This window comes from Streptomyces griseus, assembly GCF_001715295.1.
Lineage (GTDB): Bacteria > Actinomycetota > Actinomycetes > Streptomycetales > Streptomycetaceae > Streptomyces > Streptomyces griseus_G.
This window is the reverse complement of the sequence record NZ_MDKB01000002.1, coordinates 615,221-638,069: the sequence shown is the minus strand read 5'-3', so window position 1 is coordinate 638,069 and position 22,849 is coordinate 615,221. Positions and strand designations below refer to the sequence as shown.

The following is a 22,849-nucleotide window of genomic DNA, read 5'->3' as shown; positions in this document are numbered from 1 at the left end:
GGACGGACACGGAGGGGCGGCGTCTGCGGAGGCCGCCCCTCCCGGCCATGACATCCGGGGCGCGTGTCGAAGACCCCGTCCGCCACCCCGCCCACCCGGCGACGCCAGGTGCGCACAGTCGCCGTGGCGTCGGGATACCGGGTGGCCCTCCGCCGTGAGATCGCACGGCGGAGGGCCGGCAGGTCCTGTCCTCCGGGCAGACGGCGCTCAGGGCTGTCCAGCACTTCACGGCGGGCGCGGAATTGCGCGAAACCCTCAGGCGCGGAACGTGCGGCGGCCCTGCTCCTGCAGCCTCGCCCTGGCCCCTTCCAGCAGCCGCACGACGGAGGCGTCGGCCACCCCGGCCACCTCGTCGTAGGGAAACCAGCGCAGGTCGAGGGATTCGTCGCTGATCCGCTCAGCCGCCCCGGGCGGAGCGGTCGCCGCGTACTGGACGTCGAGATGCCAGTGGCAGGGGGCGGGGATCGGATGCCGGTCCAGCCGGACCGGTCCGCCCGCCAGCAGGGTGAGCCCGGTGATCCCCGACTCCTCCGTGGCCTCACGCAGGGCCGCGGCCGCCGGCGTGGCGTCCTGCGGTTCGCAGTGTCCGCCCATCTGCAGCCACATCCGCAGCTTTCTGTGCAGGGTCAGCAGGACCGCGCCGCGCTCCGGATCGATCACCAGCGCGCTGGCGGTCAGGTGCCCCGCCCCGCACGACTTCCACATGCCGTCCGGATGCGCGGCCAGGTGCTCCAGATACGTCTGCCGCAGCTCTTCCTGCTCCCCGTCCGTCCTGCTGCCGGGGTGCTCGCCGTATTCCTTCAGCGCGAGGACGGCTTCGTCGTGCAGGCTCACCGGTCGCCGTCGTCCTTGCCGTCGTCGTGTCCGGTACCGTCCCCGCCGGCCTCACGCGTGTCCTGCGCGTGGTCGTCGCCCGTGTCCCGGTCCGTGTCGCCGGACGCCCGCGTGCTCTTCCCCTGGGCAGCCTCTCCGAGCATCTTGTCCAGCTCGGAGAAGTCCAGCTGCTCGTGGTGGACGAAGCCGTCCGGGTCGTCCAGGTCCTGGGCCGTCGGCAGCATGTCCGGGTGCTCCCACAGGCCGTCACGGCCGTCGACGCCCCGGGCGTCGGTGAGCGAGGCCCACAGCCGCGAAGCGTCCCGCAGGCGGCGTGGACGCAGCTGGAGCCCGATGAGAGTGGCGAAGGTCTGCTCGGCGGGACCGCCGGACGCCCGCCGCCTGCGCATCGTCTCGCGCAGCGCGTCCGCCGAGGTGAGCCGGGAGACGGCCGCCTCGTGCACCACCGCGTCCACCCAGCCCTCGACCAGGGCGAGCGCCGTCTCCAGCCGGGCCAGCGACGCCTTCTGCTCCGGGGTGTCCTCCGGCTGGAACATGCCCTGCTGCAGCGCGTCCTGCAGCTGCTCGGGCTGGGAGGGATCGAACTGGCCGACGACGTCCTCCAGCTTGCTGGTGTCGACCTTGATGCCGCGCGCGTAGGCCTCGACCGCGCCGAACAGATGGGAGCGGAGCCACGGCACGTGGGCGAAGAGCCGCTGGTGGGCGGCTTCCCGCAACGCGAGGTACAGGCGCACCTCGTCCTGCGGAACGCTGAGGTCCTTGCCGAACCGCTCGATGTTCTGCGGGAGCAGCGCGGCCTTGCCGGCCGGGCCCAGCGGCAGGCCGATGTCGGTCGAGCCGACGACCTCACCGGCGAGCGTCCCCACTGCCTGCCCGATCTGCTGGCCGAACATGGCGCCGCCCATCGACCGCATCATGCCGATCAGCGGGCCGGCCATGGCCTGCATCTCCTCCGGCAGGACGTCGCCCATGGCGAGACCGACCCGCTCCGCCACCGGGTCCACCAGCTGCTGCCAGGCGGGAAGCGTCGCCTCGACCCATTCGGCACGGCTCCAGGCGACCGAGGAGACCGAGCCGGAGGGCAGCGAGGTCACGCCGTCCAGCCAGAGGTCGGCGAGACGCAGCGCCTCGTCCACGGCGGACCGCTCCGAAGCGCCGACGCTCACGTCCTTGCTGCCGTCCGGGGTACCTTGCGAAACCGTCTGGCGGGCGATCTGCTTGGCCATGTCCCAGTTGACCGGGCCGCCCTCGTAGCTCAGCATCTGGCCGAGCTGCTGGAAGGCCGCACCCAGGTCGTTCGGGTTCATCGAGCCGAACATCGCCGCGAACGGGTTGTCCCCGCCCGCGCCCGGGCCGAAGCCGAACGGGTTGGCCGGCCCGCCCGAGCCCTGCCCGGCTCCGGTGGGGTCCTTCTTCTTGCCTTCGTCGCCGTCTTCCGGCTCCTCCGGCGGAAGGCCGAATCCGAATGGGGTGTCACTCACGGGTTTCCTCGGCTCGTAGGGCCGCCGGCTCGAACCGACGGCGACTGCCCGACATCACCATCCAGCGTAGACACCAAAGCCCGGTCGGGCCCTCAGTGCTCCGTCGGCTCCCGGCCTGCGGCAGGATGGACGCCACCTGGTACGCACGCGTCATTCGGGTACGTACTGAAGACAACCGCTGGAGACGCCCGGTGAGTTCCCCAGATCCGCAGGTTCGCGCAGCGCGAAACCTGTCCGACCCCTCGCCCGAAAGCAAGCCCACGAAAAACAGCCCGAGAAGCCGGGGTCCCGTCGTCGCGGTCACCGGCGCCGCGACCGGCGTCGGTGAACTGCTCACCGCCCACCTCGCCGCTTCCGAGGACATCAAGCAGGTCATCGCCATAGACGAGCGCAGGGGCGACGTCTCCGAGGCGACGTGGCACATCCTGGACGTCCGGGATCCCGCCATCGCGGAGAAGCTGCGTGGCGCGGACGTGGTCGTGCACCTGGCACTCGATCTCGACCTGGAGACCGACCCGGCCGCGCGTACCGCGTACAACGTGCGTGGCACGCAGACGGTGCTGACCGCCGCGGCGGCCGTAGGGGTGCACAGGGTGGTGCTGTGCACCTCGGCGATGGTCTACGGCGCGTTGCCGGACAACGACCTGCCGCTCTCCGAGGACGCCGAACTGCGCGCCACCGCGGAGGCCACCGGCGTCGGTGACCTGCTGGAGATCGAACGGCTGGGTCGCCGCGCACCCCGCGCCCACCCCGGTCTCAACGTCACGGTGGTCCGTCCCGCGGTCCTCGTCGGAGGCACCGACACGGCGCTGACCCGGTACTTCGAGTCTCCGAGGCTTCTGGTGGTCGCCGGATCACGCCCCGCATGGCAGTTCTGCCACGTCGACGACCTGGTGAGCGCTCTGGAGTACGCCGCGCTCGAGAAGATCGACGGCGAGTTCGCGGTCGGCTGCGACGGGTGGCTCGAGCAGGAGGAGGTCGAGGAGCTCTCCGGGGTGCGCCGGATGGAACTGCCGTCCGCCGTCGCGCTGGGTGCCGCCGCGCGGCTGCACAGGATCGGTCTCACCCCGTCCCCGGCGGGCGACCTCGCCTACACGATGCACCCCTGGGTGGTGAGCGTGAGCCGGCTGCACGACGTGGGGTGGCGGCCCCGGTGGTCCAACGAGGACGTGCTCGCCGCGCTCCTCGAAGAGGTGGAGGGACGCCACACCCTCGCCGGACGCCGCCTCGGACGCAAGGACGCCACCGCCGCGGGCGCCGCGGGGGCGACGGTCGCCCTGCTCGGTACGGCCGCGCTGGTCAGGCGTGCCCGTAAGGCGCGCCGCCGCTTCTGACCGGTCCGCAGGTCCCGCACCGACGGTGGACCCGCAGGAGCCTCCGGGACGGCGTGGCCCGGGCCGGCCGAACGCGCCGTTCCGCGATGTCGGTGGCGTACGGCACGATGGTCCCATGGCACGCACCCAGGACCACCCCGGTGAGCAGGCGGCGCAGGACCCCATCCGCCTGCTGGAGATCCGGGAGACGCCGCTCTCCGTCGACGAGATCTTCCGTGCGGTCGGCGACGACGCCGCCGGCGGCATCGCGCTGTTCGTCGGCACCGTGCGTAATCACGACGAGGGGCAGGAAGTCGGCGCGCTCGGATACTCCTGCCATCCGACGGCGACGGACGAGCTGCGCAGAGTGGCGGAGAAGGTCGTCGCGGAGTTCCCCGTCAGGGCGCTGGCCGCCGTCCACCGTGTGGGTGAGCTGACTGTGGGCGATCTGGCGGTGGTCGTCGCCGTCTCCTGCGCCCATCGGGGTGAGGCGTTCGAGGCCTGCCGCAAGCTGATCGACGACCTCAAGCACGAGGTCCCGATCTGGAAGCACCAGCGTTTCTCGGACGGCACGGAGGAATGGGTCGGCGCCGGCTGACCGCAAACCGCCCCGGGGGTCATCAGCCCCGATTTGCGTAACCGCACCCCTGCCACGAGCGTTGGTCCCGCAGGTGGTTAATCTTCTGATCGTCAATTGCGGTCGCTCATGGGGTAGGGAGGTCGTGATGGCAGCACTCGCTTGGCTTCTGATTCCGCTCATAGCTGCTCTTGGCGCGGCGATATGGGGAGGGTGGGCGGCCCGCGACCGCACGACCGGTGACGTCACCGAACTCGCCGGTTATGCCCGGTTCCGTGATGCGATGGAGAAGTCGCACTCCGGTTCCGAGACCGTCTGAGAGCACGTCGACCCTCCGTAGTCGTCGACGCCCGCACCGCTCCCGCGTCCGCCCGTACGGACCGGCCCCGACGGTGCACTGACAGCCCCTTCCCGTACTGTCGTTCCATGCCACGCCGCACCGCGACGATGCTCGCCTCGACCCTCATCCTGATCGCGCTGCTCTGCGCAGGCGTGCTGATCCCCGTGCCGTACGCGGAGATGTCCCCCGGGCCGACCGTGAACACGCTGGGCGACGCCCGTGGCGAGCCGGTGCTGCACATCAGCGGCCACAAGACCTATCCCACGTCCGGGCACCTCAACATGACGACGGTCCGGGTCACCGGCGCGGACTACGACATGAACATCGTCGAGGCGGTCTACGGCTGGCTGGCCCACGACAGTGTGATCGTGCCGCACGACACCCTCTACCCGGACGGCAAGACGGAGGAGCAGTCGACGCAGGAGAACGCCGAGGAGTTCAGCCAGTCCCAGGAGAGCGCCAAGGTCGCCGCCCTGAAGGAACTGAAGATCCCCGTGACGTCCCGCGTCGTCGTCTCCACCGTGCTGAAGGACGGTGCCGCCCAGGGTGAACTGCACGCCGGCGACGTGATCGAGGCCGTCGACGGTACGGCTGTCGAGCGGCCCGAGGACGTCGCGAAGCTCGTCACCGAGCACGAGCCCGGTCAGAAGGTCGTCTTCACGATCATCCCGGCCAAGGTGGCGGCCGCCGCGGAGAAGGCGGGGAAGGAGCCCCGGGGCTCCCAGGAGATCACCCTCACGACACGGAAGGCGCCCACGGAGAACAGGGCGATCGTCGGCATCCAGGCGGGTACCGACCACACCTTCCCGTTCGAGATCGACATCAAGCTCGCCGACGTCGGCGGCCCCAGCGCAGGCCTCATGTTCTCGCTGGGCATCATCGACAAGCTGACGCCCGGCAAGCTGACGGGCGGCGCGTTCGTCGCCGGCACCGGAACCATCGACGACGCCGGCGAGGTCGGGCCGATCGGCGGCATCAACATGAAGCTGGTCGGCGCGCGCGACGCGGGGGCGCGGTACTTCCTGACCCCCGACGACAACTGTGCCGCCGCCGCGTCCGACACCCCGGACGGACTCACGCTCGTGCGCGTGAAGACGCTCGGCGACGCGAAGAAGTCCCTGGACATGATCCGCACGGGGGACACGGCCGGCCTGCCGAGCTGCTCGGCGGGCTGAGGCCGGGCCCCCCACGGGGGCCGGCGAGCGGGGATCAGGACTCGAAGGTGGCCGCGAGGGCCTCGGCCAGCCCGGGCACGAGGCCCGCACCGGTCAGCACCTCGGTCGCCGAGTCCTTCTCCCGGAGCCGTACGGCGGAGTCCCGGGATCCGTCCCGCAGTACCGCCACCGTCATCCGGACCTCCTGCCGGTCCGGGTGCCGGGCGACCCAGGCGGTGAGCTCGGAGTCGCTCATACCGTCCGGCACGGACGCCTCGGCGGACGGCGGCAGCATCAGCCGCTCGACGGTCATGGCGCAGCCGGTCACGGCGTCGGGCCAGGCGATCGTGGCGAGGAACTCGTCCAGGGCGGTGCCTTCGGGGAGCTCCTCCTGCTCGACGGGGGTGAGGGCGGCGGTCGTCGACGAGGTGTCGTCGAGACCCAGCTGGGCGGCGAGGCCCGGCTCCTGGGCGCGCAGCCGCGCGGTGTCGACAAGGGCGAACAGGCGGGCGGGCTGATCCCAGCCGAGAGTCGCGGCGTAGGCGTCGATCTCGAGGACGGCGACGGTGAGGGGGCTGGCGGCCATCGGAGGGCCGGAGGGGGAAACGTTGGGCATGCCGAACATCCTGCCTCCTTCCGCCCCGGTATCGGGAACTAGGTAAAGCCTCAGTAAGTTGCATAGGTGGGCTCTACGATCGCTGGGCCTGCTTCACACGACCGCGAACTTCGAGGTGCGCACGTTGGCTTTCCAGATGCCGGACCGCGGCGGAGGCCCGACCGGGCCACGGATCAGAGTCGGCCGCCCGTCCCGGCGCGTCCGTACCCTGCTCATGACACTAGGCGTCCTGGTGGTTCTCGCCATGGCCTTCGTCATGTTCGCCGGGTTCTGGACGGACTGGCTCTGGTACAGGTCCGTCGCGTATTCGTCCGTCTTCACGACCACACTGTGGACCAAGATCGGACTGTTCCTCGTCTTCGGACTGCTGATGGCCCTGGCCATCGGCGTGAACATCTGGCTCGCGCACCGGCTCCGGCCGCCGCTGAGCGCGATGTCGCTGGAGCAGCAGAGCCTGGACCGCTACCGCATGGGCGTCGCCCCGTACAAGAAGTGGGTGCTGCTCGCCGTCACCGCGCTCGTCGGGCTGATCTCCGGGGCCTCCGCCTCGGGCCAGTGGCGCACGTGGCTGATGTATGTCAACGGCGTGCCGTTCGGGCAGAAGGACCCCCAGTTCAAGCTGGACGTGGCCTTCTACGCCTTCGACCTGCCGTGGTACCGCTTCCTGCTCGGCTTCGGCTTCGCCGCGGCGGTGCTGTCGCTGATCGCCGCGGCGCTCACCCACTACCTGTACGGCGGGCTGCGGATCACCAGCCCCGGCGCGCGGGCCACGGGTGCGGCCACGGGCCATCTCTCCGTGCTGCTGGGCATCTTCGTGACGCTGAAGGCGGTGGCGTACTGGCTCGACCGGTACGGCCTGGCCGTGAAGTCCAGTGACTTCAAGGCCACGGACAACTGGACCGGCCTGCGGTACGTCGACGCCAACGCCTATCTCCCGGCGAAGACCATCCTGTTCTGCATCGCCGTGATCTGCGCTGTGCTGTTCTTCGCGACGCTCTGGCGGCGCACCTGGCAGCTGCCGGTGATCGGCTTCGGCCTGATGGTGCTCTCGGCGATCCTGATCGGCGGGCTGTACCCGGCGATCGTGCAGAAGTTCCAGGTTCAGCCGAACGAGCAGGCCAAGGAAGCGCCGTTCATCCGGAAGAACATCCAGGCGACGCGCGACGCGTACGACATCGACGACGCAGAGGTCGACGACTACGCGGGCACGAGCACGACGGACGACACCACCAAGCTGCGGGCGAGCGCCGACTCCGCCGCCAGCTACCGCGTGATGGACCCCAACGTCGTCTCGCCGGCCTTCCAGCAGCTCCAGCAGAAGAGGAACTACTACCAGTTCCCCAAGACGCTGGACGTCGACCGCTACAAGGGCGCGGACGGCAAGGAGCAGGACACCGTCATCGGCCTGCGTGAGCTGAACCTCCAGGGCCTGCCCAAGCGGAACTGGATCAACGACCACTTCACGTACACCCACGGCTACGGAGTCATCGCGGCCCGCGGCACGACGACGGGCACCAACCCGACGGGCTCCCCGGACTTCACGGAGTCGGGCCTGCCCACCACGGGCGAACTGGGCACGTACGAGCAGCGGGTCTACTACGGCGAGAAGACCGAGCAGTACTCCATCGTCGGCGGGCCCCAGAAGGAGCTCGACTACGAGGAGGACGGCGAGAAGACCACCAGCTACAAGGGTGACAGCGGGGTCAGTCTCTCCAGCGCCTTCAACAGGGCCGCCTACGCGGTGTCGTTCAGCGAGCCGCAGATCCTGTACTCGGGAGCCATCGGCGAGGGGTCGCGGATCCTGTACAACCGCACGCCCAAGGAGCGCGTCGAGGCGGTGGCGCCCTGGCTGACCATCGACGGCGACGCCTACCCGGCGGTCGTCGGCGGCCGGATCCAGTGGATCGTCGACGCGTACACCACGACCAACGGGTATCCCTACGCCTCGCGTACGACACTCGGCGACACCACGGCCGACTCGCTGACCACCAACCAGCGCGCGGTCGTCGCCCAGCAGAACCAGGTCAACTACATCCGCAACTCGGTGAAGGCCACCGTCGACGCGTACGACGGCAAGGTCAAGCTCTACGAGTGGGACACCGAGGACCCGGTGCTCAAGACGTGGCGCAAGGCGTTCCCCGGTACGGTCACGCCCCGGTCGGACATCCCCCAGCAGCTGATGGACCACCTGCGCTACCCGCAGGACCTGTTCAAGGTCCAGCGCGAGCTCCTCACCCGCTACCACGTCGAGAACCCGGCCCAGTTCTACAGCGGCAGTGACGCCTGGCAGGTGCCGGACGACCCGACCAACAAGGAGCCCGGGGCCGTCCCGCCGTACTACCTGAGCATGAAGATGCCGGGCCAGGACGCCCAGAGGTTCTCCCTGACCACGACCTTCACCCCGAAGGGGCGTCCCAACCTGGGAGCCTTCATGGCGGTGGACGCGGACGCGGCCGGCAAGGACTACGGGAAGATCAGACTCTTGAGAGTCACCAGCACCGTCAAGGGCCCCGGCCAGGTGCAGAGTGAGCTCAACGGCAACGACGACGTGGCCGAGTTCGTGAGGAACCTCAAGGGCACGGACTCCGACATCGAGTACGGCAACCTGCTCACGGTGCCGCTCGACGGAGGCTTCCTGTACATCGAACCGGTCTACACGCGCGGTGGCACGCAGAACTACCCGCTGCTGCGCAAGGTGGCCGCCTCGTACGGCTCGAAGGTCGTCTTCGAGAACAGCCTGGGGGAGGCGCTCAACGCCGTCTTCGGGGTCGAGGGGTCCGACACGACCACTCCGCCCACGGAGCCGAACGAGCCCCCGGGCGACACCACGCAACCCCCCGCCACCGGGGACGCCGCGCTGCGGAAGGCGATCGCGGACGCCCAGAAGGCGTACGCGGACGGTCAGGCGGCCCTGAAGGAGGACGACTGGGCGGCCTACGGCAAGGCGCAGGACGACCTGCAGGCCGCTCTCCGGAAGGCCGCGGCGGCCCAGCCCAAGCCTGGCAGCAGCACCGCGCCCGAAGCGCCGGACAAGGCCGGTTCCGCCGGCGCGTCCGGGGAGAAGGGTGACGGCCAGGGCGGCTGAGAAAGCTCCACCCCGCGTCGTGGTACGGTTTGAACACAACGACGCGGGGTGGAGCAGCTCGGTAGCTCGCTGGGCTCATAACCCAGAGGTCGCAGGTTCAAATCCTGTCCCCGCTACTGAAGACTCAGGCCCGGATCCTTTCGAGGATCCGGGCCTTTGTCATGCCGGGCCGGATTTTCTCAAGTTGTCCGGGTGAAGTGCGGTTCGAAGGGCATGAGTTGATGCTGGACGTGTTTGACTTGTCTCCCTGTGGGCATGTCGACAAAACGCTGAAGTGACCTCACTGGCCGCGGTATTCCAGGTGTACGCGGGTTGGGGGTGGTGCGACGATGGTATTTATGGGGGACAGGGCAACTCTGTTGGAGACAGGGCGGTTTGTGCAGCGACGCGGCCGAGCGACCGAAAAGGTGGCAGATGCGGTATTCGCAGCTGCCGTCGCCGAGCGCGCCGGAGCCGCTGACGGCGTCGGCCTCGCCGGCCTGACGTCCCTCGCCACGAGCACGGCCCGCGCGAGCGACGCCGAGGCCCTCACCGGTGCTCCGATCTCCGACGCCGCCGGGGACGCCGACGGCACGCCGGACACCGGTGACACGGTGAACACCGACGACACGGCGGACACCACGGACACGGCCGATCATGCCGACGAGGCGGAGGCGAGGCACCGGCGCGCGGCGGAGTCCGGGGACATCGCGTCGATGAGTGTCCTCGGTGCGCTCCTGCTGCGACGAGGCGACCTGGACGCCGCCGAGGGCTATCTGCGCGCCGCCACCGCCGAGGGCGACCGGGCCGCGGCCAACAACCTGGGTGTCCTTCTGCACCAGCGGGGATACGCGGACGAGGCGGCAGGGTGGTGGCGCATCGCCGCGGTCGCCGGTTCCGCCGCCGCCGCGCACGCGCTCGGGCGCCACTTCCGCGAGCGCGGGGACGAGCCCGGCGCCGAGTACTGGCTGCGCCAGTCCGCCGAACAGGGCCATGCCCTCGGTGCGTACGCCCTGGCCGACCTGCTGGAACACCGCGGTGACGTCGGCGCCGAGCGCTGGCTGCGCGCTGCCGCCGAACAGGGGCACCGGGAGGCCGCCTACCGCCTGGCGCGCGCCCTCGAGCGCACGGCTGCCGGTGAACCGCACGACGCCTTCGGCCTCGGACGCGAGGCCGGGGCGGTCGCCCGGTTCGCACTGGAGGACGGCGCGGGAGGGAAACGCCACGGCCGCGTCGCCGGTCCCGCGGCCGGCCGTGCCCGCGAGGCGGAGCAGTGGTACCGGCAGGCCGCCGCGCGGGGGCACCGCCGCGCGGCCCTGCACCTCGGGGCCATCCTCGAGCAGCGCGGCGAACTCAAGGAGGCCGGCCGCTGGTACCTCACCGCGGCCAAGGACGGCGAGGCCCGCGCGGCGTGCGCCCTAGGCTTCCTGCTGCGCGACGCGGGGGACGAGGAGAGCGCCGCCGTGTGGTGGCTGCGCGCCGCCCAGGAGGGCGACGGCAACGCCGCCAACGCTCTGGGCGCGCTGCACGCTGCGCGGGGCGAGCAGCAGACGGCCGAGCGCTGGTACCGCGCCGCCATGGACGCGGGCGACGTCAACGGCGCGTACAACCTGGGCCTGCTCTGCGCCGCTCAGGACCGCGTCGCGCAGGCCGAGCAGTGGTACCGCCGGGCCGCCTACGCCGGCCACCGCGAGGCGGCGAACGCCCTGGCCGTGCTGCTGCTCCAGGCGGGTGACGCGACCGGCGCCGAGCCCTGGTTCTCCAAGGCGGCCGAGTCGGGCAGCGTGGACGCGGCCTTCAATCTCGGCATCCTGCACGCCGGGCGTGACGAGGACCGTGCTGCGCTGGACTGGTACCGGCGGGCAGCGGCGGCCGGGCACACCGACGCGGCGCTCCAGGTCGGCATGGCGCTTCTGCGGGACGGCGAGGAGCAGGAGGCCGAGCGTCATCTGCGCTGCGCGGCGGGCGGCGGCAGCGCCGAGGCCGCCTTCCGGCTGGCCGGCCTCCTCGACCTGCGGCAGCCGCCTCCCGGCGTGCCGGGGCTGGGGCAGCCGATGCCCGAGAGGACCGAGTGCGAGGAGTGGTACGAGAGGGCCGCCGAGCAGGGCCACCGCCGGGCCCAGGTCCGGGCGGGGATGCTCGCGGCCGCGCGCGGCGACATGAAGAACGCGGCCCGCTGGTACCGCGAGGCCGCCGAGTCCGGCAGTCGTAACGGGGCGTTCAACCTCGGCCTCCTGCTCGCCCGGGAGGGCAGCGAACGGGAGGCGGCCCTGTGGTGGAGCCGTGCGGCCAACGACGGTCACGGCCGCGCGGCGCTGCGCCTCGCACTGCTCGCCGCCCGCAGGGGTGAGCTCACCGAGGGCCAGCGCTGGTGCGCCCGGGCGGTCGAGCTCGGGCCGGCGGAGGTGGCCGAGCGGGCCGCCCGGCTGCTGGAGGCGTTGCACCAGGAGCTCACGGCGTGACGGTCGCCGGCGGGCCCGTCCTGGCCCGCCGGCCGGCGGCGTCCTGCCTCGGCAATGAATTTGCGCTGGTCGGCGGGGTGCCGTAACGTTGCACTCACAACGACGCGGGGTGGAGCAGCTCGGTAGCTCGCTGGGCTCATAACCCAGAGGTCGCAGGTTCAAATCCTGTCCCCGCTACTGAAGACCGAGGCCCGGATCCTTTCGAGGATCCGGGCCTCGGTCGTGTGCGCGGGCAGTCGGCTTCATGAACGGCCGACTCCATGACCGGCCGGCTTCCGTGCGAGCGTGGCGCGGACGGGGGCGGAACCGTCCCTCCCGGCATGCGAGCGCCGCCCTCCCGGCCGGCCGGTCCGGCTGGTCCGCGTGGTCCGGGGCGCGAGGCGCGAGGAGCACCGTCCGCCCTGAAGTGCCGACCCGGCGGCATCCGGTGCGGGGCCCCCGACGGCGGAGACTCGCCGCGATGCCGGTGGTGCCGGGGCGATTGTCGCCGGTCGAGCGGGACTGCCGGAACACGCCCCGCTCGTGAGCGAGACGCCTCAGGCCGCGGCCGCGCAGCTCGGGCAGACGCCGCGGTAGGTCACTTCCACGTCGGAGACGGTGAAGCCGAACCGTTCGTCGGCCGGCAGATCGGCCAGCGGATCGCCGGAGGGGTGCACGTCCCGGATCGCGCCGCAGCGCGCGCACACCAGGTGGTGGTGGGGGCGGTGGGCGTTCGGGTCGTACCGCTTGGCGCGCCGGTCCGTGGAGACTTCGACGACCTCTCCCAGGGAGACCATCTCACCGAGCGTGTTGTACACGGTGGCGCGGGAGATCTCCGGGAGCCGGTCGACCGCACGTGAGTGGACCTCGTCCGCCGTCAGGTGCACGTGCTCACCGTCAAGTACCTCGGCCACGACGCGCCGCTGGGCCGTCATGCGCCAGCCGCGTCCGCGGAGTCGTTCCAGGAGGTCACTCATGGGATCCAGCCTAACAGTGGAGGGATCGAGTCCCGAACGGGTGTGAATTTGGATGTTCACTTGACTTAGACAAAGTCCATCGTAGGATCGAGACCGGCAAACGCCAAGGGACAGGCTGCGCAGGAGGCGACGACTGCGCAGGACATGACGCAGGAGGCGCACGTGACGCAGGGACCGCTCACCACGGAGGCCGGGGCGCCGGTAGCCGACAACCAGAACAGCGAGACCGCTGGCCCGGGTGGACCGGTTCTCGTCCAGGACCAGGCGCTTCTGGAGAAGCTCGCCCACTTCAACAGGGAGCGCATCCCGGAGCGCGTCGTGCACGCCCGGGGCGCGGGCGCGTACGGCACGTTCACGCTGACCCGTGACGTCTCGCAGTGGACGCGGGCGAAGTTCCTCTCCGAGGTCGGCAAGCAGACCGAGACGTTCCTGCGCTTCTCCACCGTCGCGGGCAACCTCGGCGCGGCCGACGCGGTGCGCGACCCCCGCGGCTGGGCGCTGAAGTTCTACACCGAGGACGGCAACTACGACCTCGTCGGCAACAACACCCCGGTGTTCTTCATCAAGGACGCCATCAAGTTCCCGGACTTCATCCACACTCAGAAGCGCGACCCGTACACGGGCTCGCAGGAGGCGGACAACGTCTGGGACTTCTGGGGTCTGTCCCCGGAGTCCACGCACCAGGTGACCTGGCTCTTCGGTGACCGCGGCATCCCCGCCTCCTACCGCCACATGGACGGCTTCGGCTCGCACACCTTCCAGTGGAACAACGAGGCCGGCGAGGTCTTCTGGGTCAAGTACCACTTCAAGACCGACCAGGGCATCAAGAACCTCACCACCGAGGAGGCCGTCCGCCTCTCCGGTGTCGACCCGGACAGCCACCAGCGCGACCTGCGGGAGTCCATCGAGCGCGGTGACTTCCCCAGCTGGACCGTGCAGGTCCAGATCATGCCGGCGGCCGAGGCGGCCACGTACCGCTTCAACCCGTTCGACCTCACCAAGGTCTGGCCGCACGCGGACTACCCGCCGATCGAGATCGGCAAGCTGGAGCTCAACCGCAACCCGGAGAACATCTTCGCCGAGGTCGAGCAGTCGATCTTCAGCCCGGCACACTTCGTGCCCGGCATCGGTCCGTCCCCGGACAAGATGCTCCAGGGCCGTCTCTTCGCCTACGGCGACGCCCACCGCTACCGCGTCGGCATCAACGCCGACCACCTGCCGGTGAACCGCCCGCACGCCACGGAGGCGCGCACCAACAGTCGTGACGGTTACCTCTACGACGGCCGCCACAAGGGCGCGAAGAACTACGAGCCGAACAGCTTCGGCGGCCCGTTCCAGACGGACCGGCCGCTGTGGCAGCCGGTCCCGGTCACCGGCAGCACGGGCAACCACGAGGCCGCGGTGCACGCCGAGGACAACGACTTCGTCCAGGCGGGGAACCTTTACCGGCTGATGTCGGAGGACGAGAAGGGCCGCCTGATCGACAACCTCTCCGGCTTCATCGCGAAGGTCTCGCGCGACGACATCGCCGATCGCGCGATCAACAACTTCCGGCAGGCGGACGGAGACTTCGGCAAGCGGCTGGAGGCCGCGGTCCAGGCCCTGCGCGGCTGACGGCGGTCCCGCACCTCCCGGTGCGCGCGCTCGCGCGGGGAGGGTCGTCCGCCCCGGCGCCGGTTGTACCGGGTCGCCCCTGAGGGGGCCGCGGACGCGCCGGCCGTAGCCGGGCGGACGGGTCTTTTCGCCCCGCACCCCAGGGTGCTCGGCATCGGCGGTGGGCCGGATCCGCGGGAGCTTCTCCCGGGGGATCCGGCCCACCGCTGTCAGGGTGTCGGTGAGGCGGGCCCGAGAACCATGCCGGCGCGGGGCCGCCGGGCCGGCGTCCAGCACCGGATGATGTCGCGGACCGAGACGATCCCCACCGGCCCGTCACCGTCCAGCACGATCAGATGCCGGAAACCGCCGTGCGTCATCGCCTCGGCGGCCTCCTCCAGGGTCCAGGCGGGGGAGGCGAAGACCACGTCGGTCGTGGTGTGGGTGGAGGCGGTCTCCATGTCCGGGTCCTGTCCGGAACCGACCGCCTCGAGGATGTCGCGTTCGGTGATGATCCCGAAGCCGCAGTGGTCGGGGTCGTGGACGACGGCCGCTCCGATGCGGCGGGCGGACATCAGGCGGGCCGCCTGGCGGAGTGTGTGAGCGGGGCCGATGGTGAGGACAACCGTGCTCATGGCGTCACGTACGAGCAAAGGGAGCCACCTCCTTCGAGGAGTGACGTGCGAACGGCTCTCGTGAGTCGATTCACAAGTTCACAAGTGGGGGGTCCTCAGACTTGCACCCCGGAAGTGGCAGGGCAAGGGGGCGCGCGGAGCACTCAGCGGCGCTGGTTGAGGTAGCCGAGCAACTCGTGGTGCAGCAGGCCGTTGGAGGCCGCGGCGTTGCCGCCGCCCGGGCCGGGGACGCCGTCCAGACTCGTGAACATGCCGCCCGCCTCCTGGACGATGATCGCGTTCGCGGCCATGTCCCACAGGGAGAGCTCGGGTTCCGCGCAGATGTCCACCGCTCCCTCGGCGACCATCATGTACGGCCAGAAGTCCCCGTACCCCCGCGTCCGCCAGCAGGCCCGCGTCAGGTCCATGAACCCGTCGAGCCGCCCCTGTTCCTCCCAGCCGGTCATCGAGGCGTAGGCGAACGAGGAGTCCGCGATCCGCTCGACCTTCGAGACGTGCAGCCGCGTCGCGGACGTGAGGCTGCGGCCGGAGAACGCCCCCGCGCCCTTGGCGGCCCACCACCGGCGGTTCAGCGCCGGCGCGGAGACCACGCCGACCACCGGCTGGAAGCCGTCCTCGCCCGCCTCCATGAGGGAGATCAGCGTCGCCCACACGGGGACACCCCGCACGTAGTTCTTGGTGCCGTCGATCGGGTCGACGACCCAGCGCCGCGGTCCCGTGCCCTCGACCCCGTACTCCTCGCCCAGGATGGCGTCGCGCGGCCGGGCCCGGTGCAGATGTCCGCGGATCAGCTCCTCGGCGTGCTTGTCGGCCTCGCTCACGGGGGTCATGTCCGGCTTGGTCTCGACCTTGAGGTCCAGGGCCTTGAACCGGGCCGTCGTCGCCGCGTCGGCGGCGTCCGCCAGTACGTGGGCCAGGCGCAGATCATCGTGGTAGTCGGGCATGCCGTCACAGTATCCACCGGCACCCGACCGGGCTACACGGGCCCGCTTCCCGGCGGAGCGGGGAGCCGGCGGCGGGGGGTCGCGCGACCCCTCCGAGGCATCGGGGAGCTCGCCAACTCCGATACGTCCGGCCCGTGGTGCGGAAGGTGACGAGGCCTCACCCGGCGGGAAGCCGGGCCCGGCGTGCCGCCCGCGTCCGCGGGAACGGCCGTGCGCGCGGTTGACGTGCCGAGGCCCGGCGTCCGGCTCGGTACGCCCGCGACGCGGCGCCGCTCGACCCCGGGTCCCGGTGCGAGGGCGGCGGCGCCGAGGAAGCCGGGGGCGCGCGGGTCCTACTGCGAGGAGCCGGACAGCTGCAGACCGATCACCCCGACGATCACCAGTGAGATCGACACCAGCTTGAGCGTCGAGACCACGTCGTCGAGGAAGACCATCCCGTAGATAGCGGTGCCGGCCGCGCCGATGCCGGTCCACACCGCGTACGCAGGGCCGACGTCGAGTTTCTTGAGGGACAGGGTCAGCAGCCCGAAGCTGCCGAGGGCGAAGGCGCAGAACGCGATGGTGGGCCAGAGCCGGGTGAACCCGTGGGAGAGCTTCAGGCACACGGCGAAGCCGGTCTCGAGCAGTCCGGCGACCACGACCAGCAACCACGCCATCGTCAGGTGCCTCCCACATAGGTGACGGCTTCGTCTCGCTCGTCGCGATTATGCCCTTACCAGCCGTGACGGCTCGCAAACGTGCGCGGGTCGGGCGGCGCTGTCGCGGGCGGCGGTACACCCGCCGCCCGTACCGCCGTCCGTCAGTCGCCCTCGCGGCGCTCCCGCGTCGAGAGCAGCCGCCGCAGCGAGTCGAGCCGGGCCGGGTCCGCGTGTCCCTCCGCCACCCAGGCGTCCAGGGCGCACTCCGGCTCCTGACCGTCGTGGGTGCAGCCGCGCGGGCAGTTCTCCGTACCCGGCTGGAGATCGGGGAAGGCGTTGATGACCCGGGAGGGGTCCACGTGGTGCAGCCCGAAGGACCGCACACCCGGGGTGTCGATCACCCAGCCGCGGGCGTCGGGGAGCGGGAGTGCGAGCGCCGACGTCGTGGTGTGCCGGCCGCGCCCGGTGACGGCGTTGACCACACCGGTGGTCCGGCGCCTGTCCTTCGGGACCAGGGCGTTGACCAGCGTCGTCTTGCCGACCCCGGAGTGGCCGACGAAGGCGGTCACCCGGTCCTCCAGCAGTTCGCGCACCCGCTCCGCGGCGTCGCCGTTCTCCAGTTCCTCACGGCTGGTGACTATGTAGGGGACGCCCAGCGGGGTGTACGCCTCCAGGAGCTTGTCCGCCGAGGCCAGATCGGACTTGGTCAGGACGAGGAGCGGGGAGAGGCCACCGTCGTACGCCGCCACCAGGCAGCGGTCGATCATGCGGGGGCGCGGTTCGGGATCGGCGAGCGCGGTGACGACGGCGAGCTGGTCGGCGTTGGCCACGACCACGCGCTCGTACGGATCGTCGTCGTCGGCCGTGCGGCGCAGCACGGAGCGGCGTTCCCCGATGCGGACGATGCGGGCCAGCGTGTCCTTGTCGCCGGAGAGGTCGCCCACGAGGGAGACCCGGTCACCCACCACGGCGGCCTTGCGGCCCAGCTCCCGGGCCTTCATCGCCATCACGATGCGGCCGTCGACCAGGCAGGTGAGCCGGCCGCGGTCGACGGTGAGGACCATGCCGTCCTGGGCGTCCTCGTGCTTGGGGCGGGTGTGGGTGCGGGGCCGGTTGCCCTTGCGGTTGGGACGGACGCGGATGTCGTCCTCGTCGGGATTCTTCCCGTAACGGCGCATGCCCTCAGACCCCGCGTCCTGCGGGGGCGGCCCCGAGGGTTCCGGGTGAGACGCCGACCGCCCCGGGGGCGGCCCCGAGCATGCCCGACCACATCTCCGGGAAGTCCGGCAGCGTCTTGGCCGTCGTCCCGATGTTCTCGATCTCGACCCCGGCCACGGCGAGGCCGATGATCGCGCCCGCGGTCGCCATGCGGTGGTCGTCGTACGTCCGGAAGGTTCCGCCGTGCAGCGGGCGGGGCCGGATCCGCAGTCCGTCGGCGCTCTCCACGACGTCGCCGCCGAGGCCGTTGATCTCCTTGGTGAGGGCGGCGAGGCGGTCGGTCTCGTGGAGCCGTAGATGGGCGACGCCGCGGAGGGTGGAAGGGGAGTCGGCCAGCGCCGCGAGCGCGGCGATCCCCGGGGCGAGCTCACCGACCTCGCTCAGGTCGACGTCGATGCCGTGGACGCGGCCCGAGCCCCTGAAGGTGAGACCCCGCTCGGTCAGTTCGCAGCTGCCCCCCATCGCGGTGAAGATCTCGCGCAGGGCGTCACCCGGCTGGGTGGTGCGCAGCGGCCAGTCGGGGACGGTGACGCGCCCGCCGGTGACGAGCGCGGCGGCCAGGAAAGGCTGGGCGTTGGAGAGGTCGGGTTCCACCGTCAGGTCGCGGCCGAGGAGCGCGGACGGGGAGACGCGCCAGACGTCCGGCTCCCCGCCGGTCTCCGGCTCGTCGACCTGGGCGCCGACGGCACGCAGCATGTCGACGGTCATCCGGATGTGGGGCATGGAGGGAAGGGCCGAGCCGGTGTGGCGGACCTCCACCCCCTGGTTGAAGCGGGGGCCGGACAGCAGGAGCGCGGAGACGAACTGGGACGACGAGGAGGCGTCGATCGCCACGGCCCCGCCGTCCAGCGCACCGGCACCGTGCACGGTCAGGGGCAGTGCCCCGCGCCCGTCGTCGTCGATCCGGGCGCCCAGGCTCTTCAGCGCGTCGATCACCCCGTGCAGGGGGCGCTCGTAGGAGCGGGGGTCCCCGTCGAAGTGGACCGGGCCGTCCGCCAGGCAGGCCACCGGGGGCAGGAAGCGCATGACCGTGCCCGCGTTGCCGACGTCGACGGTGGCCGGACCGTGCAGGCCCGCCGGGATGACGCGCCAGGCCTCGCCGGAGCCGTCCGGGCCCACTCCCTCCTCGATCCCGACGCCCATCGCGCGCAGCGCCTGGGCCATCAGCAGGGTGTCGCGGGAGCGCAGCGGGCGGCGCAGCCAGCCCGGCTCGGAGGACAGGGAGGCGAGGACGAGAGCCCGGTTGGTGACCGATTTGGATCCGGGCACGGTGACGGTCGCGTCGACGGCCCCGGTCGCACGGGGGGCGGGCCAGAGGGCGGGGTGCGCGGAGCTTTCGGTCATGCCCCTCACTTTAGTGGCTCACCGCAATCCCAGAGCCTGAACAAATAGGGGGAAATCTGGACGTAACTTAGGGGTGGTAGAGGGCCTTGGGTGGCATCGGCCCTCAGAGCCCGAGCATCCAGCGCCCGCCGCCGATCAGTGAGCAGAGCGACACCGCGTGGAAGAGGAAGAGCCACATCGCCGCCGGGGCGTGCGTCAGCCGGGCCAGCTGGTCGGCGTCGGAGTCGGGCGCACCGCCGTGGCGGCGCTTGGACTGCAGCTCGAACGCCGGCCGCACGCCGCCCAGCAGCAGGAACCAGACCACGGTGTACGCGAACGCCGACTGCACGTCGGGCGAGGTCAGCCAGGACACCAGGAGGAACGTCGTCCCCGTCAGGATGACGGTCAGTGCGCCGTAGAGATTGCGGATCATCACCAGCATCACCGCGAGCAGTGCGGTCGACAGCCACAGCAGCAGGGTGATCCGTCCGGCGGACAGCAGCCAGGCGCCTCCGAGACCGAGCAGCGGGGGAGCCGTGTAACCGGCCGCCGCGGTGAGGATCATGCCGATGCCGGACGGTTTGCCGCGGCTGACGGTGAGTCCGCTGGTGTCCGAGTGCAGACGGATGCCGGAGAGCTGCCGCCCGGTGAGCAGGGCGACCAGCCCGTGGCCGCCCTCGTGGGCGATGGTGATCGCGTTGCGGGAGAGGCGCCATATGAGGTTCGGCACCACGGCGCCGAGTGCCACGGTGGCGGTCACGACCACCAGCCACTGCTCGGGCGCGGGCTGGGTGCCGAAGACGCGATCCCACAGATCGCCCAGTGCGGTGCTGTCCATGGTGCGGGCGGCTCCTTGAGGTGAGTACGGCAGTGCTGCCCGCTCGGGGTGCGAGTCGTGGCAGTCTGGCACTTATGTGCGGACGGTATGCGGCGAGCCGGCGGCCGGAGGATCTGACCGGGCTCTTCGGCGTCGAGAAGTGGGACCCGACGGAGACCCTGGAACCCGATTGGAACGTGGCCCCGACCAAAGAGGTCTACGCGATTCTGGAACGTCCTGTGAAGGACGCGGACGATCAACGTCCGGTTCGCCAGATGCGCACGCTGAAGTGGGGGCTCGTCCCGTCCTGGTCCAAGACCCCGGAGGGCGGTGCCCGCATGATCAACGCCCGCGCCGAGACCGTCCACGAGAAGCCGTCCTTCCGCCGTTCCTTCGTGTCGAGGCGCTGCCTCCTGCCCGCCGACGGCTACTACGAGTGGGTCACCGGCGCCGACGAGCGGCAGCTGGAGGAGAAGGGGAAGCGCAAGCGCCCCCGCAAGCAGCCCTACTTCGTGACGCCCGCCGACGGCTCGGTCTTCGCCATGGCCGGTCTCTACGACTTCTGGCGCGACCCCTCCCTGCCCGACGACCATCCCCGGGCCTGGTGGGTGACCTGCTCCGTGATCACCACCGAGGCGGAGACGTCCCCGCTCGCCGTGGCCCCGGCCGAGGGCCCGGCCGCGCTCGCCGACATCCACCCCCGGATGCCGCTCATGCTCACCCCCGACCGCTGGGACGCCTGGCTCGACCCCGCGCGCACCGACACCGGGGAGCTGAAGGCGCTGCTGGAACCGCCGCCCGGCGGGCTGATGCGCGCCTACCCGGTGTCCACGGCGGTCAGCAACGTCCGCAACAACGGCCCGGAGCTGCTCGAGGAGCTCGCCGCGCCGGAGATGAGCACACTCTTCTGATCCGGCGGGATCCGGCAGGATGGGGTGGGTGAACCGCGCAGGGACGACACGGAGGACCGAGACCGTCGGGACGGAGGCGGGGACGGCCAGGATCACCTGGTTCCCCGCCGGGGACGCCCGTCTGGTGCTCGCCCTGGGCCACGGCGCGGGAGGCGGTGTCGAGGCCCGCGACCTCCAGGCCCTCGCGGCCGCGCTCCCCGCCCGCGGAGTGACCACCGCCCTGGTCGAACAGCCCTGGCGGGTGGCGGGGAAGAAGCTGGCCCCGGCGCCCCGGACCCTCGACGCCGGCTGGCGCGGGCTGTGGCCGGCCCTGACGGCGGCGGCGCTCCCCGTCGTCGCCGGCGGCCGCAGCGCGGGGGCCCGGGTGGCCTGCCGCACGGCGGGTGAGCTGGGGGCCCACGCGGTGCTCGCGCTGAGCTTCCCGCTGCACCCGCCGGGCCGGCCGGAGAAGTCCCGTGCCGACGAGCTGCTGGGCACGGGCGTGCCGACCCTCGTGGTGCAGGGCGGCCGTGACCCGTTCGGGCGGCCGGAGGAGTTTCCCGCCGGGGCGCACCGGATCGTCGAGGTGCCGTACGCGGATCACGGCTTCGCCGTGCCCAAGAAGGCCCCGCCGGCCGCGCACCGGCCGATGGACGTGCTCACCGCGGCGGTCGCCGGGTGGCTGGAGGGACTCCGGTGACGAGGTAACCCCTCTCACATCCCCTGCGGGCCGCGCCGGCCCGGGAATGCGCCGTGGGGGGCCGCTGTTGTTCGGAGCGTCTGAAGAACAACGCTGTACGTGGAGAGGGAGTCCGTCGCATGGGTTCGACCATCTGCCCGCGCCGCTCGAACGCCGCTGAACTGGAGTGGACGGTCCTGCACGCGGACAGGAGCACGCGGGAGCGTGCCCTGAGCGGAGCGGATCGACAGCCCGCGCACCAGCAGGGTCGACTATTCTCCGATGCGAGCGGGTCCGGTTTCGGCTCCGCGACATCGTTGGAGGAGGTGGGTCCGGTCACTGGGACCGACACAGGGACCGACGACGGCCGTGCGCAGGAGACGACCGCCGAGCGCAACGCGCGCTTCGAGCGGGACGCCCTTGGTTTTCTCGACCAGATGTACTCGGCCGCCCTGCGCATGACGCGCAACCCGGCCGATGCCGAGGACCTGGTGCAGGAGACGTACGCCAAGGCGTACGGGTCCTTCCACCAGTTCCGTGAGGGTACGAACCTCAAGGCGTGGATGTACCGCATCCTCACGAACACCTTCATCAACTCGTACCGCAAGAAGCAGCGGGAACCCCAGCGCAGTGCCGCCGAGGAGATCGAGGACTGGCAGCTCGCCCGCGCGGAGTCGCACATGTCCACCGGTCTGCGTTCGGCGGAGTCGCAGGCGCTCGACCACCTGCCGGACTCCGACGTGAAGTCCGCGCTGCAGTCGATTCCCGAAGAGTTCCGTATCGCCGTGTATCTCGCCGACGTCGAGGGCTTTGCGTACAAGGAGATCGCCGACATCATGGGGACACCCATCGGTACGGTGATGTCCCGGCTGCACCGGGGCCGGCGCCAGCTGCGCGGCATGCTGGAGGACTACGCGCGTGAGCGCGGACTAGTTCCGGCCGGAGCCGGTGAGTCGGACGACACGAAAGGCTCGGCCTCATGAGCTGCGGAGAGCCGCACGAGACGGATTGCTCAGAGGTTCTCGACCATCTCTACGAGTTCCTCGACCGTGAGATGCCCGAGGGCGAATGCAGCAAGTTCGAGGTGCACTTCGAGGAGTGCTCCCCGTGCCTGGAGAAGTACGGTCTGGAGCAGGCCGTGAAGAAGCTGGTGAAGCGCTGCTGCGGCCACGACGACGTGCCGACCGATCTTCGGTCCAAGGTGATGGGCCGGATCGACCTGATCCGTTCGGGGCAGGCCGTCCCCGAGCAGGACGTGGCCGTGGGCGGGGCCGACCGCCCGGCCGCCGCCGAGTGACGGCAGCCGTCCTCCCGC

Annotated in this window: 21 protein-coding genes and 2 tRNA genes; 13 read left to right on the top strand and 10 right to left on the bottom strand. The window is 71.1% G+C overall.

Annotation, left to right across the window (positions count from 1 at the left end):
* Positions 1-255: 255 nt before the first annotated feature.
* Together BA175_RS09335 and BA175_RS09330 are read right to left on the bottom strand one after the other, a co-directional pair.
* Positions 256-834: an NUDIX hydrolase gene (locus BA175_RS09335; RefSeq protein WP_069170829.1), complete on the bottom strand. Its 579-nt coding sequence runs from the start codon at positions 832-834 to the stop codon at positions 256-258.
* Positions 831-2,315 (bottom strand): zinc-dependent metalloprotease, encoded by a 1,485-nt coding sequence (locus BA175_RS09330; protein WP_069170828.1) that lies wholly within the window; start codon positions 2,313-2,315, stop codon positions 831-833. The genes BA175_RS09335 and BA175_RS09330 overlap by 4 nt, the downstream gene beginning before the upstream one ends.
* 191 nt (positions 2,316-2,506) lie before the next feature.
* Here BA175_RS09330 and BA175_RS09325 point away from each other — a divergent pair, with 191 nt between their 5' ends.
* The 4 genes from BA175_RS09325 to BA175_RS09315 all read left to right on the top strand — a co-directional run bounded on the left by BA175_RS09325 (position 2,507) and on the right by BA175_RS09315 (position 5,720).
* Complete coding sequence (locus BA175_RS09325) at positions 2,507-3,649, top strand: SDR family oxidoreductase (RefSeq protein ID WP_069170827.1); 1,143 nt, start codon at positions 2,507-2,509, stop codon at positions 3,647-3,649.
* 115 nt (positions 3,650-3,764) lie between these two features.
* On the top strand, positions 3,765-4,226 hold the full coding sequence (locus BA175_RS09320) for a molybdenum cofactor biosynthesis protein MoaE (RefSeq protein ID WP_069170826.1): 462 nt from the start codon (positions 3,765-3,767) through the stop codon (positions 4,224-4,226).
* 127 nt (positions 4,227-4,353) lie between these two features.
* Positions 4,354-4,524 (top strand): hypothetical protein, encoded by a 171-nt coding sequence (locus BA175_RS31100; RefSeq protein WP_175420787.1) that lies wholly within the window; start codon positions 4,354-4,356, stop codon positions 4,522-4,524.
* 107 nt (positions 4,525-4,631) lie between these two features.
* On the top strand, positions 4,632-5,720 hold the full coding sequence (locus BA175_RS09315) for a YlbL family protein (protein WP_069170825.1): 1,089 nt from the start codon (positions 4,632-4,634) through the stop codon (positions 5,718-5,720).
* A 34-nt stretch (positions 5,721-5,754) separates the two neighbouring features.
* On the opposite strand, the gene BA175_RS09310 is transcribed toward BA175_RS09315, so the two are convergent.
* The gene (locus tag BA175_RS09310; protein WP_254667841.1) at positions 5,755-6,324 is read right to left on the bottom strand and encodes a PPA1309 family protein; all 570 of its coding nucleotides are present in this window, start codon (positions 6,322-6,324) and stop codon (positions 5,755-5,757) included.
* A 127-nt stretch (positions 6,325-6,451) separates the two neighbouring features.
* Here BA175_RS09310 and BA175_RS09305 point away from each other — a divergent pair, with 127 nt between their 5' ends.
* The 4 genes from BA175_RS09305 to BA175_RS09290 all read left to right on the top strand — a co-directional run bounded on the left by BA175_RS09305 (position 6,452) and on the right by BA175_RS09290 (position 12,018).
* A complete protein-coding gene (locus tag BA175_RS09305) occupies positions 6,452-9,400 on the top strand; it encodes a UPF0182 family membrane protein (protein ID WP_069170824.1) in 2,949 nt (982 codons plus the stop codon).
* A gap of 42 nt (positions 9,401-9,442) precedes the next feature.
* Positions 9,443-9,516, top strand: a tRNA-Met gene (locus BA175_RS09300).
* Between the two features lie 213 nt (positions 9,517-9,729).
* Positions 9,730-11,841: a tetratricopeptide repeat protein gene (locus BA175_RS09295; RefSeq protein WP_069170823.1), complete on the top strand. Its 2,112-nt coding sequence runs from the start codon at positions 9,730-9,732 to the stop codon at positions 11,839-11,841.
* Between the two features lie 103 nt (positions 11,842-11,944).
* Positions 11,945-12,018 (top strand) — tRNA-Met (locus BA175_RS09290).
* A gap of 359 nt (positions 12,019-12,377) precedes the next feature.
* Here the strand turns inward: BA175_RS09290 and BA175_RS09285 are convergent.
* Positions 12,378-12,797: a Fur family transcriptional regulator gene (locus tag BA175_RS09285; RefSeq protein WP_069170822.1), complete on the bottom strand. Its 420-nt coding sequence runs from the start codon at positions 12,795-12,797 to the stop codon at positions 12,378-12,380.
* A gap of 162 nt (positions 12,798-12,959) precedes the next feature.
* On the opposite strand from BA175_RS09285, the gene BA175_RS09280 reads away from it, so the two are divergent.
* Positions 12,960-14,411 (top strand): catalase, encoded by a 1,452-nt coding sequence (locus tag BA175_RS09280; protein ID WP_175420786.1) that lies wholly within the window; start codon positions 12,960-12,962, stop codon positions 14,409-14,411.
* Positions 14,412-14,620: 209 nt separating this feature from the next.
* Here the strand turns inward: BA175_RS09280 and BA175_RS09275 are convergent, their stop codons facing one another.
* The 6 genes from BA175_RS09275 to BA175_RS09250 all read right to left on the bottom strand — a co-directional run bounded on the left by BA175_RS09275 (position 14,621) and on the right by BA175_RS09250 (position 19,986).
* Positions 14,621-15,043 (bottom strand): CBS domain-containing protein, encoded by a 423-nt coding sequence (locus BA175_RS09275; protein ID WP_069170820.1) that lies wholly within the window; start codon positions 15,041-15,043, stop codon positions 14,621-14,623.
* Positions 15,044-15,168: 125 nt separating this feature from the next.
* Positions 15,169-15,969: a histidinol-phosphatase gene (gene hisN, locus BA175_RS09270; protein WP_069170819.1), complete on the bottom strand. Its 801-nt coding sequence runs from the start codon at positions 15,967-15,969 to the stop codon at positions 15,169-15,171.
* 332 nt (positions 15,970-16,301) lie between these two features.
* A complete protein-coding gene (locus tag BA175_RS09265) occupies positions 16,302-16,625 on the bottom strand; it encodes a DMT family transporter (RefSeq protein WP_069170818.1) in 324 nt (107 codons plus the stop codon).
* Between the two features lie 143 nt (positions 16,626-16,768).
* Positions 16,769-17,785, bottom strand: a complete 1,017-nt coding sequence (rsgA, locus tag BA175_RS09260; protein WP_069170817.1) for a ribosome small subunit-dependent GTPase A — start codon at positions 17,783-17,785, stop codon at positions 16,769-16,771.
* Positions 17,786-17,789: 4 nt separating this feature from the next.
* Positions 17,790-19,169, bottom strand: a complete 1,380-nt coding sequence (gene aroA / locus BA175_RS09255; protein WP_069170816.1) for a 3-phosphoshikimate 1-carboxyvinyltransferase — start codon at positions 19,167-19,169, stop codon at positions 17,790-17,792.
* 103 nt (positions 19,170-19,272) lie between these two features.
* Positions 19,273-19,986 carry a M50 family metallopeptidase gene (locus tag BA175_RS09250; protein WP_069170815.1) on the bottom strand — a complete coding sequence of 238 codons (714 nt, stop codon included), beginning with the start codon at positions 19,984-19,986 and terminating at the stop codon, positions 19,273-19,275.
* A 74-nt stretch (positions 19,987-20,060) separates the two neighbouring features.
* On the opposite strand from BA175_RS09250, the gene BA175_RS09245 reads away from it, so the two are divergent.
* The 4 genes from BA175_RS09245 to rsrA all read left to right on the top strand — a co-directional run bounded on the left by BA175_RS09245 (position 20,061) and on the right by rsrA (position 22,831).
* On the top strand, positions 20,061-20,876 hold the full coding sequence (locus BA175_RS09245; protein WP_069170814.1) for an SOS response-associated peptidase: 816 nt from the start codon (positions 20,061-20,063) through the stop codon (positions 20,874-20,876).
* Positions 20,877-20,904: 28 nt separating this feature from the next.
* Entirely contained in the window at positions 20,905-21,555 is a 651-nt protein-coding gene (locus BA175_RS09240; RefSeq protein WP_107407550.1) for an alpha/beta hydrolase family protein, read from the top strand.
* 305 nt (positions 21,556-21,860) lie between these two features.
* Complete coding sequence (locus tag BA175_RS09235; protein WP_069170812.1) at positions 21,861-22,517, top strand: sigma-70 family RNA polymerase sigma factor; 657 nt, start codon at positions 21,861-21,863, stop codon at positions 22,515-22,517.
* Positions 22,514-22,831: a mycothiol system anti-sigma-R factor gene (gene rsrA / locus BA175_RS09230; RefSeq protein WP_069170811.1), complete on the top strand. Its 318-nt coding sequence runs from the start codon at positions 22,514-22,516 to the stop codon at positions 22,829-22,831. The genes BA175_RS09235 and rsrA overlap by 4 nt, the downstream gene beginning before the upstream one ends.
* Positions 22,832-22,849 lie beyond the last annotated feature (18 nt).